This window comes from Streptomyces shenzhenensis (genome assembly GCF_021462265.1).
GTDB classification, from domain to species: domain Bacteria; phylum Actinomycetota; class Actinomycetes; order Streptomycetales; family Streptomycetaceae; genus Streptomyces; species Streptomyces shenzhenensis.
Genome location: NZ_JAJONF010000023.1, coordinates 118,975 through 133,716, shown reverse-complemented (window position 1 = coordinate 133,716; position 14,742 = coordinate 118,975). Strand labels below are relative to the sequence as shown.

Genomic DNA, 14,742 nt, shown 5'->3' with positions numbered 1-14,742 from the left:
CGGTCAGCCGGGGGCGCGGCCCTGCGCGTTCCGGTGCGCGTTGCCCGCACGTGACATCGTCAAAGCCCAGTCGGAACACAGGGTTCCCTCAGCGAACCGGCACAGACTTGCTACATGTCCGCCACCGCAGGGGCCCGAACCGGCCGAGTCCGCGTCCTCGTCGCCGACGACGAGCCCGGTCTCACCGAGCTGCTCGCGGCCGCCGTCACCGACGCGGGCCGGCGGCCCCAGATCCTCGACCGCGTCCGGCACACCTCCTTCGACGGCGGCGACCTCGTCGAGGCCCGCGACTCCAGCCTGCGCCGCAGGATCGACCGGGACCGGGCACCGATGATCCACACCCTGCGCGGCAGGGGATACGCGGTACCGCCCGGGGAGGACGGCAGATGACCACCCGGCCGCGGGGCCGGTCGCTGCGCACGCGGCTGCTCGTCCTCGTCACCGCCGTCCTGGTCTGCGTGTGCGCCGCGATGGCCCTGACCACGGTGTTCGCCCAACGCGCCTATCTGCTGGGCCACCTGGACAACCGGGTGAGCGACGCGCTGGAGCGCAACGTGGGCGGCGCCGCCCTGCACCCGGAGCTGATCCGCGACCTGGCCTTCCTCGACGAGGGCGGCCAGCCGGCCGGCATGCTCGCCGCCCGCGTCGACGCCGAGGGCGACATCCTCAGCGCGGCCGTGGTCGGCCACGACGCGCCCCCGCGCTCGCTCAGCACCGCCCAGACCGACGCCCTCAAGGGCATCGCGCCGGACGGCTCGGCCCACACCCGCACGGTCCCCGGCCTCGGCACCTACCGGGTCGCCGCCCTCGACGCGAGCGGCATCCGCGTCCTGACCGGCCTGCCCATGGACGACGTGCTGGACACCATCAGCGGCCTGGTCGCGGTCGAGGCCGCGGTCGCGGTAGCCGGCCTCACGGCCGCCGGCTGCGTCTGCGCGGTGGTGATACGACGGCAGCTGCGCCCGCTCGGCCGGGTCGCCGCCACCGCCGTCGAGGTCTCCCACGCGCCCCTCGGCCCGGGGCAGCCGACCGGCCTGACCCGGGTGCCCGAACGGGACACCGACCCCGGCAGCGAGGCCGGCCAGGTCGGTGCCGCCCTCAACCGGATGATCGACCATGTCGAGGCGTCCCTGGCCGAACGCCGGCGCAGCGAGGAGCGCATGCGGCGCTTCCTGGCCGACGCCAGCCACGAACTGCGCACCCCGCTCGCCTCGATCGCCGGGTACGCCGAGCTGATGAACCGCGGCACGGACCGCATCGAGCCGGGCCTGGCCTGGCGCCGGGTCAACGCCGAGTCGGCCCGGATGCGCAGCCTGGTGGAGGACCTGCTGCTGCTGGCCCGCCTCGACGAGGGCCGCCCGCTGCAGACGGCCGAGGTGGACATGGCGGCGCTGGTCGCGGAGGCGGTCTGGGACGCGCGGGCGGCCGGCGCCGGTCATGTCTGGCAGCTGGAACTCGGTCTCGACGGCCCCGCGCTGGTGCTGGGTGACGAGGCCCGCCTGCACCAGGCGTTGGCCAACCTGATGGCCAACGCACGGGTGCACACACCGGCGGGTACGACCGTGACGGCGACCGTCGAATCCACGGCCACCACCTGTGTGATCCGGGTCCGGGACGACGGCCCCGGCATCCCGCCCGCCCTCCTTCCCACGGTCTTCGAACGCTTCACCCGGGCCGACAGCTCCCGTACCCGTGCCGGAGTCCTGGAGGGCGGCTCGGGCCTGGGCCTGGCGATCGCCTCGGCCGTCACCACGGCCCACGGCGGCCGTATCGGCGTACAGAGCGCCCCGGGCCGCACGGAGTTCACCCTCGAACTCCCGGCCACCGGGCTGCCGTCGGCCGGAACGGCGACCGTCGCCCGCACGGCGCCGGTCTAGGCGCTCGGCCGAAGAACCCGGCGCAGGCGAGGGCGATCGTGACGACGGCTGCGATCATGCGCCGATCGTATGGGCGTGATCAGAATCCGACGAGGGCGTCGAGGTCGATCTCGACCGGGAACGGAAGCTCGGTGACGAGCTTGCCGTGGTGCACCGGATGCATGGGCGCCGGGATGTACGACAGGGTGTCCGCGTTGAGCCAGTACTCGTGCACCGTCAGCTTGTGGTCCCGGTCGAGCTCGACGCGCCAGTAGCAGGGGACCTTGGCCGCGGCGAACTGGGCGGGCTTGCTCACGCGGTCGTCGCGGCGGGAGCCGGGGGACACGACCTCTACGACCAGGGTGAGGTATGCCGTCGGGACGCACTCCAACTCGAAGAAGTTCAGCTTTCGAGGGTCGAAGACGATGGCGTCCGGTTTGATGACGTTCTGGTCGTCCACCATCACGCACTGTTCGACCACCACCTCGTAGGGCTCGGTGCGTGCGTCCTCCAGGGCGCGTGCCACCTTGTCCCGTACACGGTTGTGCCAGAACCTGGTCTGCCCACGGGCCACGATCACTCCGTCCACAAGTTCCCAGTCGAAGGGCAGCTCCAGATTTTTGACCTGGTCGAATGTCCAGCCGTCAGCAGGCGGGAACATCCAGTTGTCCTCGTTGGCCGGTCCCTGCTGGCGTGTCGTCATCACTGCTCCCATGGGTGAGAGTGTGGACGCGGTTACGCGTCGTGATCCTCTGTACGAAGGTATCGCCACTCGAAGCAGTGAAGCCATGCCGCGCCGTTTACAGCCGCCCCCGTCCGCGCTAGTTTCACAGAGAAGTGGGGTGGGAGCGCTCCCATCCGTCCCGTGGACCGGAACCCGCCGGGGCGGTGGGCCCGCTTCCACCCCGCGATCGTCGCCATGACCCGCGCACGACCGTTCACCCCACACAGAGGTATTAATGTCATGCATATGACAATTCTGCGGTCCTCGTGCCGCCGGGGACTTCCCCGATTACCGCTCCCCACCCGGGGCCGGGCCCTCTTCCTCGCCCTTCTCGCCCTTGTGACCACCATCCCCGCCCTCGCCCTGATCCTGGCGGCGGGCACCCCGGCCCAGGCTCACGGCACCCCCATGAAACCCGGCAGCCGTACCTTCCTGTGCTGGCAGGACGCGCTCGCCGACACCGGGGAGATCAAGCCCGTCAACCCGGCCTGCAAGGCGGCCGAGCAGGCCGGCGGGACCACGCCGTTCTACAACTGGTTCTCGGTACTGCGCTCGGACGGCGCCGGCCGCACCCGCGGATTCGTGCCGGACGGTGAGCTGTGCAGCGGCGGCAATCCCAACTTCACCGGCTTCGACCTGCCCCGCGACGACTGGCCGGTCACCCACCTCACCTCCGGCGCCACCGTCGACTTCTCCTACAACGCCTGGGCGGCGCACCCGGGTTGGTTCTACGTCTACATCACCAAGGACGGCTACGACCCGACCCAGCCGCTCACCTGGGACGACATCGAGGACCAGCCGTTCCTGACCGTCGACCACCCGCCGCTCAACGGCACCCCCGGCACGGTCGAGGCCAACTACTCCTGGACCGGCACGCTGCCGGCCGACAAGACCGGACGGCACATCATCTACATGGTGTGGCAGCGCTCGGACAGCGCGGAGACCTTCTACTCCTGCTCGGACGTCGTCTTCGACGGCGGCAACGGCGAGGTCACCGGCATCCACGACCCGGGCAACCCCACCCAGCCCCCGCCGGGCACCTGTACCGCCACCAGGACCACGACCGGCACCTGGCCGGGCGGCTACCAGTCCGAGGTCACCGTCACCAACAGCGGTGACGTGGCGATGCTCGGCTGGATGGTCGACTGGACGCTCCCCGGCGGCCAGTCGGTGGCCAGCCTCTGGAACGGCGACGCCACCTACAGCGGGCAGGACGTGATGGTCCACAACACCGACTGGAACGGCTCGCTCAGTCCCGGCCAGAGTACGACGTTCGGCTACGTCGTCCAGGGCGACGGCGGGGACAGCGCGACCGACCTGCCCTGTCAGGTCGGCTGACCCGCGTGATCCGCTCAGGGCGGACCCGGTGTCGGTGCACACCGGGTCCGCGAGCCGGACAGGCGAGGGGGTGGGTGGCCTGTCCGGAGGGGAGTTGCTCATAGTGCTCATGGGCGCGCTCGCTCGGCGGCCCGTGTCGGCGCCGTGACGTGCGACAACGTTGTCTCATGGTTTCTGCATTGACTCTACCGCCCCAACCGACAACGATGTCAAGCCACTTCGGGTCGCCCGACCGGGTGAACCAGGGCGATGGCGTCCGCGGCAGTCGCGGTCTTCCGTGGTACCGGTGGCGGGCTGAGCCCTGAACAGACACCGGGGGCGGACCCGGACGGGCCCGCCCCCTCTCCGTGCCGCTCGCTCAGGCCAGCAACTCCACCTCCGCGAGGGTCGCTGCACCGTCCAGGACGAGCCGGTAGCGCGCGTACGCCCCGGGCCTGTGGATCGTGAACGCCCGGGTCTCCAGGTCCCAGGCGAAGGACTCGCCGGAACGGCGGTCCACGGTCTGCCAGTCGGTGCCGTCCCTCGACGCCTGGAGGGTCCAGCCCGTCGGTGCCTTGGTGTGGTCCGACGGTGAGGTGAGCGTGTACTGGATCCCCTTGGCCGTCCGGGTCACCGGCAGGTCCACCGACGTCACCGTCGCCTGGGTCGCCGAGGTGTTGTCGAACAGGGGGCCGGCGGCGTTCAGGACGTCCGCGCGCGGGGCCGGGACCTTGTCGTCCTTGGTGATCGAGACCGGGGCGGCGTTCTTGCCGGTGCCCCAGGCCGACGGCTTCGGCCCCATCGTGAAGTCGATGACCCCGCCCTTGGAGACGAGCGAGTGCGGGAGCGAGGTCGACGACCAGGTCCGGCCGTTGACGCGAACCCCCTGGACGTAGACGTTCCGCGCGCTGTTCCGCGGGGCCCGGACCACCAGGTCGTGCCCGTTCTCCAGATGGACCGTCGCCTTCGTGAACAGCGGGGAGCCGATCGTGTAGTCCCCGCTGCCCATCACCAGCGGGTAGAAGCCGAGGGCCGAGAAGAGGTACCAGGCCGACTGCTCGCCGTTGTCCTCGTCGCCGTGGTAGCCCTGGCCGATCTCGCTGCCGAGGTAGAGCCGGGAGAGCGCCTCACGGACGTAGGCCTGCGCCTTCCAGGGCTCGCCGGCCGCGTCGTACATGTAGATGACGTGGTGGGCGACCTGGTTGGAGTGGCCGTACATGCCCATCCGGACGTCCCGGGCCTCGGTCATCTCGTGGATGACCCCGCCGTACGAGCCGACGAAGTCGGGGGAGGCCGTCTCGGGTGTCGCGAAGAACTCGTCGAGCTTGTCGGCGAGGCCGGACCGGCCGCCGTACAGGTTGGCGAGGCCCCGGCTGTCCTGCGGGGCGGTGAAGGCGTAGCCCCAGCCGTTGGTCTCGGTGTAGTCGTAGCCCCACACGCGCGGGTCGTACGCCGAGGAGTCCACCCGCCAGTCGCCCTGGGCGTCCTTGCCCTGGAAGAAGCCGGCCTTGGGGTCGAAGAGGTTCACATAGTCCTGCGCGCGGTTGCGGAAGTAGTCGGACTCCTCCTTGTAGCGCTTCTCTCCCGTCTTCTCGTACAGCGCCTTGCCCATCTCGGCGATGCCGTAGTCGTTGACGTATCCCTCCATCGCCCACGACAGGCCCTCGCGGGTCTCGTCGCTGGTGTAGCCGAGGAAGGGGGAGGTGGACATGCCCTTGCGGCCGACGCCGGAGGAGGGCGGCACGACCGTCGCGTTCTTCAGGGCCGCCTCGTACGCCGCCTTCGCGTCGAACCGCACTCCCTTGACGTAGGCGTCCGCGAACGCCACGTCCGAGGAGGTCCCGGTCATCAGGTCGGCGTAGCCGGGGGAGGACCAGCGCGAGGTCCAGCCGCCGTCCTTGTACTGCTGCACGAACCCGTCGACCATCTCGCCTGCCTGACCTGGCGTCAGGAGCGAGTAGGCCGGCCATGTCGTGCGATACGTGTCCCAGAAGCCGTTGTTGACGTACACCTTGCCGTCCACGATCTTCGCGCCGGTGTGCGTCGGGGTGTCCTGGCTGGTCATCGGCGAGAAGGGAGAGGCGTACTGGTACGTCGAACCGACCTTCTCGAAGCCGGAGTTCGGGTACAGGTACAGCCGGTACATGCTGGAGTAGAGGGTGGTCAGCTGGTCGGCGGTGGCGCCCTGAACCTCCACCTTGCCGAGCAGCCTGTCCCAGATCTTCCGGGCGTGTGCCTTCACCGTGTCGAAGGACGTGCCGTCCGGGATCTCCTGGCGCAGGTTGTCCTTGGCCTGGTCGACGCTGATCAGGGAGGTGGCCAGGCGGAGCGTGACGGTGTGGTCGGAGCCCGCGGCGAAGCGGAGGTAGCCCTTGACCCCGCTGGAGTCGCCGTCGGTCACCGGCTTGTCGAAGACGCCGTAGACGAAGAGCCGGGTGGCGCCCGTCGACAGCCCGGACTTCACGTCCGAGTAGCCGGTGACGGTCCCGTGCTCCTTGTCGAGGGTGAGGCCCGCCTGCTCGGTCACGTTGTCGAAGATCACGCTCGCGTTGTCGCCCGGGTAGCTGAAGCGCAGCGCGGCCGCGTGGTCGGTCGGTGTTATCTCGGCCTTGAGGCCGTTCTCGAACCGGACCCCGTAGTAGTACGGCCGCGCGGTCTCGTTCTCGTGCCGGAAGGCCAGCTCGCGGGCCTGGCGGCCGGTGTCCGGGGTACCGGCGGCGACGGACGGCATCAGCTGGAAGGTCTGCCGGTCGCCCATCCAGGGGCTCGGCTCATGGCTCGCGCTGAACGCCTGGACCGTCGGCAGGTTGTCGTCGTCGTTCGCACGTGCGTACTCGTACAGCCAGCTCTCCGAGGACGCGTTGGTCACCGGCGTCCAGAAGTTGAAGCCGTGCGGCAGGGCCGTCGCAGGGAAGTTGTTGCCGCGCGAGAAGCTGCCGCTGGAGTTGGTGCCGCGGGTGGTCAGCGCGTAGTCGGACAGATGCGCCCTGGGCTTCTCGGGGGCCACCGGCTTCAGGGACACGTCGTCGATCCAGCCGCGGAACTTGGCCGGCCCGGCGGGGGAGTCGTACCCGACCAGTATCCGGTCGACCGTCTTGCCGGCCGCGACCGAACCGATCAACGACGAGATGTTGTTCCACTGGTTGACGTACAAGGCCTTCGAAGCGCCCTGCCCGCGCGGCGACAGGGCGAACCCGTGCTGGTCGACGGCCCCTAGGCCGCTCAGATAGGTGCCGTCCGTGAAGGCCAGGTCCACGGCCACGTTCGTGGCGTCGTAGTCGAGGTCGCCGTCGGCCATCGAGGGGAAGATCCGGTACGCCAGCCGCGTGTCGCGGCCGACCCTCACATTCACGTCGAAGACCTTGTTGTACGAGTACGCCCGGCCGCTCGCCGTGTGCCGCCCGGCGTAGCGCAGCGCGTGCGTTCCGGTGAACCCGGCCCGCGCCTTCGCGGTCGGCGAGCCGCTCGGGCCCCTGTCGACCAGCGAGAGCATGTCCTGGGGCACCGGGCCGCCGCTGCCGCCCGTGGAGAACTGCACGTCGGCGAGCTGCAGGATGTCCGGGGCGCCGTTGTTCTTCGTGACGTCGAGCCGGAAGTGCTGGTACTCGGCGGGCGCGGCGAGGTCGTACGACTTGGTCAGGAACCGCTCCGGGAAGGACTCGCCGGTGCGGGTGTCGACGGTCTTCCAGTCCTTGCCGTCCGTCGAGCCCTCAAGGGTCCAGTCCTCGGGGTCGCGCTCGTCGTAGTCGTTCGCCGAGGTGAGGGCGTAGGTCACCAGCTTGACGGGCTTGTCGAAGTCGAACTCGGCCCAGCCGGTGGGCTCGAAGGTGAGCCACTTGGTGCCGGGCTCCCCGTCGACGAGGTTCTCCTTGACCTCGCCGGCGCCGGTGTTCTCGCCGCTCGCCCGCACGTCGGTCACATGGTCGGTGACATTGCCGGGGATGCCGGTGCTGTAGCCGCCGTCCACGCCCGAGGCGCGCGGGGCGCCGTCCGGGTCGGTGTCGACGGTGTCGGTCCAGTCCGGTGACGGATCGCCAGACTCGAACGAGGATGCGAACTGCGTCGCGGCGGCCGGGGCCTTGGCCGGCAGAGCCACCGCGGCTCCCTGGGAGCCCAGGGTCATGACTACGGCGGCCGCGATGACGGCCGCCGTACCAGATCCGTGTCCTGTTCTTCGCTGCGTTCTCCGCTGCATCACAACGGGTACCCTCCCTGCCACATGAGACAACGTTGTCAGCTGCTGGCGCAGGAACCAGTAGGTGGTCAAGTGGCCCGTGATGTCAAGGGTGTTGGGTGTGGCATTCAGGGGGCTATGTCGGCTCTTTTTCCGGCAAGACGTACCGAGATCGCTCATATTTCCGACAGGTCTCAACTAGGAAAAGACCCATGGCCAACCTTGCATTCGATCTTGCCCCGCCGACCGGAAGTGGACTATACCTGTCGGCGTTTCCCGCATGACTTCCTGCACGACCCAGCACTACCCGACCGCGGTGCCGGGGAGGATCCGGTTCACCGCCTGAGTCCTGGAGAAGGCGAGGACTTGAGCATGGGATCCACCTCCGCTGCCCACCACGGTTCCGATTCCGCACCCGGCCGCCGTTCCGAAAGCGTCGGCCGCCGCGACCTGATCAGGCGTTCGGCCGCACTCGGCCTGATGTCGGTCCCCACCGCCGGATTCCTCTCCGCCTGCGCCAGCAGTGGCGGCGGCGGTCAGTCCAAGGACAAGGCCGGCAAGAAGACGGCCAAGAACCCGCTGGGCGTCAACGAGAGCGCGAAGATGGAATTCGTCCTCTTCGACGGCGGTTTCGGCAAGGAGTACGCCGAGGACGCGGTGAAGATCTACGAGAAGGACTTCCCGAAGGCCACGGTCAAGTTCTCCGCCACCCAGAAGATCCAGTCCACCCTCCAGCCGCGCTTCAACCAGGGCACCCCGCCGGACCTCATCGACAACTCGGGCGCCGAGCAGATGGACATGGGCGTGCTCGTCGGCAAGAAGCAGCTGGCCGACCTCACCCCGCTCCTCGACGCCCCGTCGTACGACGATCCGAACAAGAAGGTCCGCGACACGCTGCGCCCCGGCATCGTCGAGATGGGCCAGTTCGACGGCGACCCGGTCTGGATCATGTACTACGCCTACACGGTCTACGGCGTCTGGTACTCGCAGAAGGCCCTGGACTCGCTCGACGCGGAGTACCCGCAGACCTGGGACCAGATGATCGCCGTCTGCGAGAAGGCCAAGAAGAAGGGCATGGCCGGCTGGACGTACGCGGGCAAGTACCCGTACTACATCCCCTTCTCGCTCTACCCGATGATCGGCAAGGTCGGCGGTGTCGAGGTCCTGAACGCGATCGACAACCTGGAGCCGAACGCCTGGAAACACCCGGCCGTCAAGGCGTGTTTCGAGGCGTACTACGAGCTCTACAAGAAGGGCTACATCCTCAAGGGCACCCCCGGCCTCGACCACATCCAGTCGCAGACCGCCTGGGCGCAGGGCAAGGCGCTGTTCATCCCGAACGGTTCCTGGGTGGAGAACGAGTCGGCGAACGTCATCCCCTCCGACTTCGACCTCGCCGTCTCCGCGCCCACCGGCATCGACAAGAACGACAAGATGCCGTTCGGCACCATCTGGGCCTCCGGCGGCGAGCCGTTCATCGTCCCGGCCAAGGCGGCGAACGCCCCGGGCGGCATGGAGCAGCTGCGCATCATGCTCAGCGAGGCCTCCTCGAAGAACTTCACGACCAAGGTGAAGTCGCTGACCGCGTACAACGGCGGCACCGACGGCATCACCCTCACCCCGGGCCTCACCTCCGGGGTGGCCGCGCTGAAGCTGGCCGGGTCGAACGTGGTCAACCCGCGGCTCCAGGACTGGTACGTGCAGCTCCAGAAGGAGAAGATCGGAGTCGCCGGCCTCGGCGAGATGATGGCCGGCCGGCTCACCCCGGCGGAGGCGATCAAGAAGATCCAGGGCTTCGCCGACGAGGCCGCCAAGGACACCTCGATCAAGCACTACAAGCACCAGTAACACTCACCCTCACGGCACCGGAGTGGCGATGCAGCACGGCAAGTACCGGTTCATTGTGGGGTTTCTGGCATTGCCCCTCGGACTGTACGCGCTCTTCGTGGTGTGGCCGTTCATCCAGTCCATCTACTACTCGTTCACGGACTGGACCGGCCTGAGCCCCGAATTCAAGATGGTCGGCCTGGACAACTACCGGAGGATGCTGCACGACGACGTCTTCTGGAAGTCCTTGCAGCACAGCTTGATGTTCGCGGTCGTGCTGCCGCTGGTGACGATCAGCCTGGCGCTGTTCTTCGCATTCATGATCAATGTCGGGGGCCGGAGGAGGAAAGGCGGCCCGGTCATCTCCGGGGTCCGGGGCTCGTCCTTCTACAAGATCGTCTATTTCTTCCCGCAGGTGCTGTCGATCGCGATCGTCTCGCTGCTGTTCGCCTTCGCCTACAACCCCGACAGCGGCGCGATCAACTCACTGCTCCGCGGCATCGGCCTGGACAGCGTCCAGCCGCTCTGGCTGGGTGACCCGAGCCTCGCCCTGTGGTGCGTGATGGCCGTCCTGGTCTGGTCCACGGTCGGCTTCTTCGTGGTCCTCTTCTCGGCGGGCATGGCCTCCATCCCGACGGACCTCTACGAGGCCGCGCTGCTCGACGGCGCCGGCCGCGCCACCACCTTCTTCCGCCTCACCCTGCCGCTGCTGTGGGACACCGTGCAGTCCGGCTGGGTCTACATGGGCATCCTCGCGCTCGGCGCCGAGTCGTTCGCGGTCGTACAGATCATGACGACCGGGCCGGGCGGTCCCGACTACTCGACGACCGTGATGGTCCTGTACGTGTACCAGAAGGCGTTCCGGGACGGTCAGGCCGCCTACGCCACCACCATCGGCGTCGCCCTGCTGGCCGTCACGCTCGCCTTCGCGGCGGTAGTGATGCGGCTGGGCCGTCGCGAGCGGCTGGAGTTCTGAAGCCATGACGACGACCGAGACCGGTACCACCGCCACCGAGACCGCCGTCCCCGCACCGGAGCCGCCCCGGCGAAGGCGCGAGGGCGGGGTCCTCAACGTCTTCTCCCACGGCATCCTGATCATCTGGGCGTTCATGGTGGTCACGCCGCTGCTGTGGGCGGTGATGACGTCCTTCAAGGACGACCGGTCCATCTTCACCTCGCCCTGGGCGCTCCCGGACAAGCTCCACTTCGAGAACTGGGCGCGGGCCTGGACCGACGCCAACATGAGCGATTACTTCCTGAACACGATCCTGGTGGTCGGCGGCTCGCTCATCGGCACCCTGGTCCTCGGCTCGATGGCGGCCTACGTCCTGGCCCGCTTCGACTTCCCGGGCAACCGCTTCATCTACTACCTGTTCATCGGCGGCATGAGCTTCCCGATCATGCTCGCGCTGGTCCCGCTGTTCTACGTCGTGAACAACATGGGCCTGCTGAACACGCTCCACGGCCTCATCCTCGTCTACATCGCCTACTCGCTGCCGTTCACGGTGTTCTTCCTCACGGCGTTCTTCCGCACGCTGCCCACCTCCGTGGCCGAGGCGGCCTTCGTCGACGGCGCCTCGCACACCCGCACGTTCTTCCAGATCATGCTGCCGATGGCGAAGCCCGGCCTGATCAGCGTGGGGATCTTCAACTTCCTCGGCCAGTGGAACCAGTACATGCTCCCGACGGTCCTCAACACGGACCCCGACAAACACGTCCTCACCCAGGGCCTGGTCCAGCTCGCGGTGAGCCAGGGCTACAAGGGCGACTGGTCCGGCCTCTTCGCCGGCCTGGTGATGGCGATGCTCCCGGTCCTCGCGGCGTACATCGTCTTCCAGCGCCAGGTGGTGGCGGGGCTGACGGCGGGCGCTTTGAAGTAACGAAGCGTTTGCGAACCCAAAGGGGTGCGGGGCCCTGTTCACCACGCGGCTTCGCCGCGTGGGCGTGACCAGCCACGACGCACCGCGGGGGCCCGCTCGGCCGGTCCCCGCCACCCCCTCTGCGACCTCTGACCAATGGCCTGGACATGTCCGCCGCATGTCCCTCAGGCAACCTCCGAACCGCGAACGATTTCTGTCAAGGACTTGACGGCGGTAACCCCTTCAGCAGAGCTTGGAGTTCATAACTTGTAAGTGGCCCGGTCTCAGTGAGGTGATCTGGGTCACGCGGGCGGCGCCGTGGCCGCCTCCGATGGCAGGAGTGGATGGGTCGATGGAGACTCCGGGGTCGCAGTCGTCGCTGCACCGAGCCAACCTGGAACGTGTCGTACGGGCCGTACGACTGGCCGGATCGCTCACGCAGGCGGAGATCGCGCGCACGACCGGCCTGTCGGCCGCGACGGTCTCCAACATCGTGCGCGAACTCAAGGACGGCGGAACCGTCGAGGTCACGCCCACGTCGGCGGGCGGCCGCCGGGCCCGCAGCGTGAGTCTGAGCGGGGACGCCGGCATCGTCATCGGGGTCGATTTCGGCCATACCCACCTGCGCGTCGCGATCGGGAACCTCGCCCACCAGGTGCTGGCCGAGGAGTCCGAGCCCCTCGACGTGGACGCCTCGGCCAGCCAGGGCTTCGACAGGGCGGAAGAACTGGTCAACCGCCTGATCGCGGCGACGGGCGTGGACCGCACGAAGATCGCCGGCGTGGGCGTCGGCGTCCCGGGCCCGATCGACGTGGAGTCCGGCACCCTCGGCTCCAGCGCCATCCTGCCCGGCTGGATCGGCGCGAGACCCGCGGAGGAGCTCCGGCTGCGCCTCGGCGTCCCCGTGCACGTGGACAACGACGCCAACCTCGGCGCCCTCGGCGAGCTGGTCTGGGGCAGCGGCAAGGGGGTGCGTGATCTTGCTTACATCAAGGTCGCCAGCGGTGTCGGCGCCGGGCTGGTGATCAACGGGAAGATCTACCGCGGTCCCGGCGGCACGGCCGGGGAGATCGGGCACATCACACTCGACGAGTCCGGCCCGGTCTGCCGCTGCGGCAACCGCGGCTGCCTGGAGACCTTCGCGTCCGCCCGCTATGTGCTGCCGCTGCTCCAGCCCAGCCACGGCACCGAGCTGACCATGGAGGGCGTCGTACGGCTGGCCCGGGAGGGCGACCCGGGCTGCCGCCGGGTGATCGCTGACGTCGGCCGTCACATCGGCAGCGGTGTGGCCAATCTCTGCAACCTGCTCAACCCGAGCCGGGTGGTCCTCGGCGGTGATCTCGCCGAGGCCGGAGAGCTGGTCCTGGGGCCCATCAGGGAGTCCGTGAGCCGCTATGCGATCCCCAGCGCGGCCCGCCAGCTCTCGGTGCTTCCAGGGGCGCTGGGCGGCCGTGCGGAGGTCCTCGGCGCGCTCGCTCTCGCCCTCAGCGAGATGGGCGATTCGACCCTTTTGGATGGGTCGTTGCCCGCTGTTGCACCTGCCTTCACTTAGAGAACGAATGGCGCCGTTGCCATCTCGTTAAGTATTTACTTCTTGACGTCGAAGTCGCGGCCGAGTTGACTTCCAGCCACCTCGGCCGCAGCGTTGCGGCCCTGTCAGGGAGGCACCCCCAAATGAACGCAACGATGCGTAGAGTCGTGATCGGCACCGCCGCGGTTTCCATGGCGCTGTCGCTCGCCGCCTGTGGCAAGGCCGGCGACAAGAAGAGCGACTCGTCGAGCAGCAGCTCCTCCGGTGGTAGCAAGACCATCGGCCTGCTGCTCCCCGACAGCGTGACCGCGCGCTACGAGAAGTTCGACAAGCCGTACTTCGAGCAGCAGGTCAGCTCGCTGTGTGCCGACTGCAAGGTCGAGTACGCGAACGCTGCGGGTGACGCGGCCAAGCAGGCCCAGCAGGTCAGCAGCATGGTCACCAAGGGCGTGAAGGTCATCGTGATCTCCGCCCAGGACTCTGCGGCCATCAAGTCCTCCATCGACGCCGCCGTGGCCAAGGGCATCAAGGTCGTCGCGTACGACCGCCTCGCCCAGGGCAACGTCTCGGCCTACGTCTCCTTCGACAACGTCAAGGTCGGCCAGCTCCAGGGCCAGGCCCTCCTCGACGCCCTCGGCTCCAAGGCGACCACGAAGTCCAAGGTCGTCATGATCAACGGTGACGACGCCGACCCGAACGCCGGCCAGTTCAAGAAGGGCGCGCACGAGGCTCTCGACGGCAAGGTCGACATCGCCTACGAGCAGTCCGGTCTGTGGAAGGACACGGTCGCCGCGCAGAAGGTGAAGGCGGCCATCACCCAGCTCGGTGCCAAGAACATCGCGGGCGTCTACTCCGCCAACGACGGCATGGCCGGTGGTATCGCCACCACCCTCAAGGGCGCCGGCATCAGCGGCATCCCGCTGACGGGCCAGGACGCGGAGCTCGCGGGCATCCAGCGCATCGTCGCCGGCACCCAGTCCTCCACCGTCTACAAGGCGTTCAAGCCGGAGGCCGACGCCGCCGCCACGATCGCGGTGGACCTGCTGCAGGGCAAGAGCATCACCTCGCTCGCCACCACCACGCAGGTCAGCGGCTCCGGCAACAAGGTGCCCTCGCAGCTGCTGACCCCGGTGTCGGTCACCAAGGCCAACATCAAGGACACGGTGATCAAGGACGGTCTCTACACCGTCTCCGACATCTGCACCACCGAGTTCGCCAAGGCCTGCAAGGCCGCCGGCCTGCAGTAGTCCGGCACCGGAGCCGCACGGCTCCGGCCGTCAGCGCCCGGGTGATCGCAGTACGACACCCGGGCCCCGGCCGCCCGGCGCACCCCGGCCCTTCCGCAAGGGCCCGGTCCGCCCGGCGGTCTCGCGAGACCCCTCCGACGCCCGCTCCGGCCTTCATACCCCGCTGCCGGAACGGGCGTCGGACGGACCCGTTGCCAAGCGCAGCGG

10 protein-coding genes are annotated in these 14,742 nt (G+C 68.6%); 8 read left to right on the top strand and 2 right to left on the bottom strand.

Annotation, left to right across the window (positions count from 1 at the left end; translation table 11 throughout):
* The first annotated feature begins 114 nt into the window (after positions 1 to 114).
* Together LQ326_RS27450 and LQ326_RS27445 are read left to right on the top strand one after the other, a co-directional pair.
* Positions 115 to 390, top strand: a complete 276-nt coding sequence (locus LQ326_RS27450; RefSeq protein ID WP_234540883.1) for a helix-turn-helix domain-containing protein — start codon at positions 115 to 117, stop codon at positions 388 to 390.
* The gene (locus LQ326_RS27445) at positions 387 to 1,877 is read left to right on the top strand and encodes a HAMP domain-containing sensor histidine kinase (protein ID WP_234540881.1); all 1,491 of its coding nucleotides are present in this window, start codon (positions 387 to 389) and stop codon (positions 1,875 to 1,877) included. The genes LQ326_RS27450 and LQ326_RS27445 overlap by 4 nt, the downstream gene beginning before the upstream one ends.
* A 79-nt stretch (positions 1,878 to 1,956) precedes the next feature.
* Here LQ326_RS27445 and LQ326_RS27440 read toward each other — a convergent pair whose 3' ends face one another.
* Positions 1,957 to 2,571, bottom strand: coding sequence for a Uma2 family endonuclease (locus tag LQ326_RS27440; RefSeq protein WP_234540878.1), 615 nt, complete (start codon positions 2,569 to 2,571; stop codon positions 1,957 to 1,959).
* A gap of 255 nt (positions 2,572 to 2,826) precedes the next feature.
* On the opposite strand from LQ326_RS27440, the gene LQ326_RS27435 reads away from it, so the two are divergent.
* Positions 2,827 to 3,918 (top strand): lytic polysaccharide monooxygenase auxiliary activity family 9 protein, encoded by a 1,092-nt coding sequence (locus LQ326_RS27435; RefSeq protein WP_234540876.1) that lies wholly within the window; start codon positions 2,827 to 2,829, stop codon positions 3,916 to 3,918.
* A 358-nt stretch (positions 3,919 to 4,276) separates the two neighbouring features.
* On the opposite strand, the gene LQ326_RS27430 is transcribed toward LQ326_RS27435, so the two are convergent.
* Positions 4,277 to 8,020, bottom strand: coding sequence for a GH92 family glycosyl hydrolase (locus tag LQ326_RS27430; RefSeq protein WP_234540857.1), 3,744 nt, complete (start codon positions 8,018 to 8,020; stop codon positions 4,277 to 4,279).
* Between the two features lie 423 nt (positions 8,021 to 8,443).
* Here LQ326_RS27430 and ngcE point away from each other — a divergent pair, with 423 nt between their 5' ends.
* The 5 genes from ngcE (at position 8,444) to LQ326_RS27405 (ending at position 14,535) form a co-directional block, all read left to right on the top strand.
* The gene (ngcE, locus tag LQ326_RS27425; RefSeq protein WP_234540855.1) at positions 8,444 to 9,919 is read left to right on the top strand and encodes an N-acetylglucosamine/diacetylchitobiose ABC transporter substrate-binding protein; all 1,476 of its coding nucleotides are present in this window, start codon (positions 8,444 to 8,446) and stop codon (positions 9,917 to 9,919) included.
* Positions 9,920 to 9,947: 28 nt separating this feature from the next.
* On the top strand, positions 9,948 to 10,874 hold the full coding sequence (locus LQ326_RS27420; protein WP_234540836.1) for a carbohydrate ABC transporter permease: 927 nt from the start codon (positions 9,948 to 9,950) through the stop codon (positions 10,872 to 10,874).
* A 4-nt stretch (positions 10,875 to 10,878) separates the two neighbouring features.
* Positions 10,879 to 11,778: a carbohydrate ABC transporter permease gene (locus tag LQ326_RS27415; RefSeq protein ID WP_234540834.1), complete on the top strand. Its 900-nt coding sequence runs from the start codon at positions 10,879 to 10,881 to the stop codon at positions 11,776 to 11,778.
* A 331-nt stretch (positions 11,779 to 12,109) separates the two neighbouring features.
* Positions 12,110 to 13,309, top strand: a complete 1,200-nt coding sequence (locus LQ326_RS27410; RefSeq protein WP_181803049.1) for an ROK family transcriptional regulator — start codon at positions 12,110 to 12,112, stop codon at positions 13,307 to 13,309.
* Between the two features lie 134 nt (positions 13,310 to 13,443).
* The gene (locus tag LQ326_RS27405; RefSeq protein ID WP_234540824.1) at positions 13,444 to 14,535 is read left to right on the top strand and encodes a sugar ABC transporter substrate-binding protein; all 1,092 of its coding nucleotides are present in this window, start codon (positions 13,444 to 13,446) and stop codon (positions 14,533 to 14,535) included.
* The last annotated feature ends 207 nt before the right edge of the window (positions 14,536 to 14,742 follow it).

Coding starts and splice junctions, on each gene's coding strand:
- LQ326_RS27450 (WP_234540883.1), top strand. CDS start 115: ATGTCCGCCACCGCAGGGGCCCGAACCGGCCGAGTCCGCGTCCTCGTC.
- LQ326_RS27405 (WP_234540824.1), top strand. CDS start 13,444: ATGCGTAGAGTCGTGATCGGCACCGCCGCGGTTTCCATGGCGCTGTCG.
- ngcE (WP_234540855.1), top strand. CDS start 8,444: ATGGGATCCACCTCCGCTGCCCACCACGGTTCCGATTCCGCACCCGGC.
- LQ326_RS27420 (WP_234540836.1), top strand. CDS start 9,948: ATGCAGCACGGCAAGTACCGGTTCATTGTGGGGTTTCTGGCATTGCCC.
- LQ326_RS27430 (WP_234540857.1), bottom strand. CDS start 8,020: ATGACCCTGGGCTCCCAGGGAGCCGCGGTGGCTCTGCCGGCCAAGGCC.
- LQ326_RS27440 (WP_234540878.1), bottom strand. CDS start 2,571: ATGGGAGCAGTGATGACGACACGCCAGCAGGGACCGGCCAACGAGGAC.
- LQ326_RS27415 (WP_234540834.1), top strand. CDS start 10,879: ATGACGACGACCGAGACCGGTACCACCGCCACCGAGACCGCCGTCCCC.
- LQ326_RS27445 (WP_234540881.1), top strand. CDS start 387: ATGACCACCCGGCCGCGGGGCCGGTCGCTGCGCACGCGGCTGCTCGTC.
- LQ326_RS27435 (WP_234540876.1), top strand. CDS start 2,827: ATGACAATTCTGCGGTCCTCGTGCCGCCGGGGACTTCCCCGATTACCG.
- LQ326_RS27410 (WP_181803049.1), top strand. CDS start 12,110: ATGGAGACTCCGGGGTCGCAGTCGTCGCTGCACCGAGCCAACCTGGAA.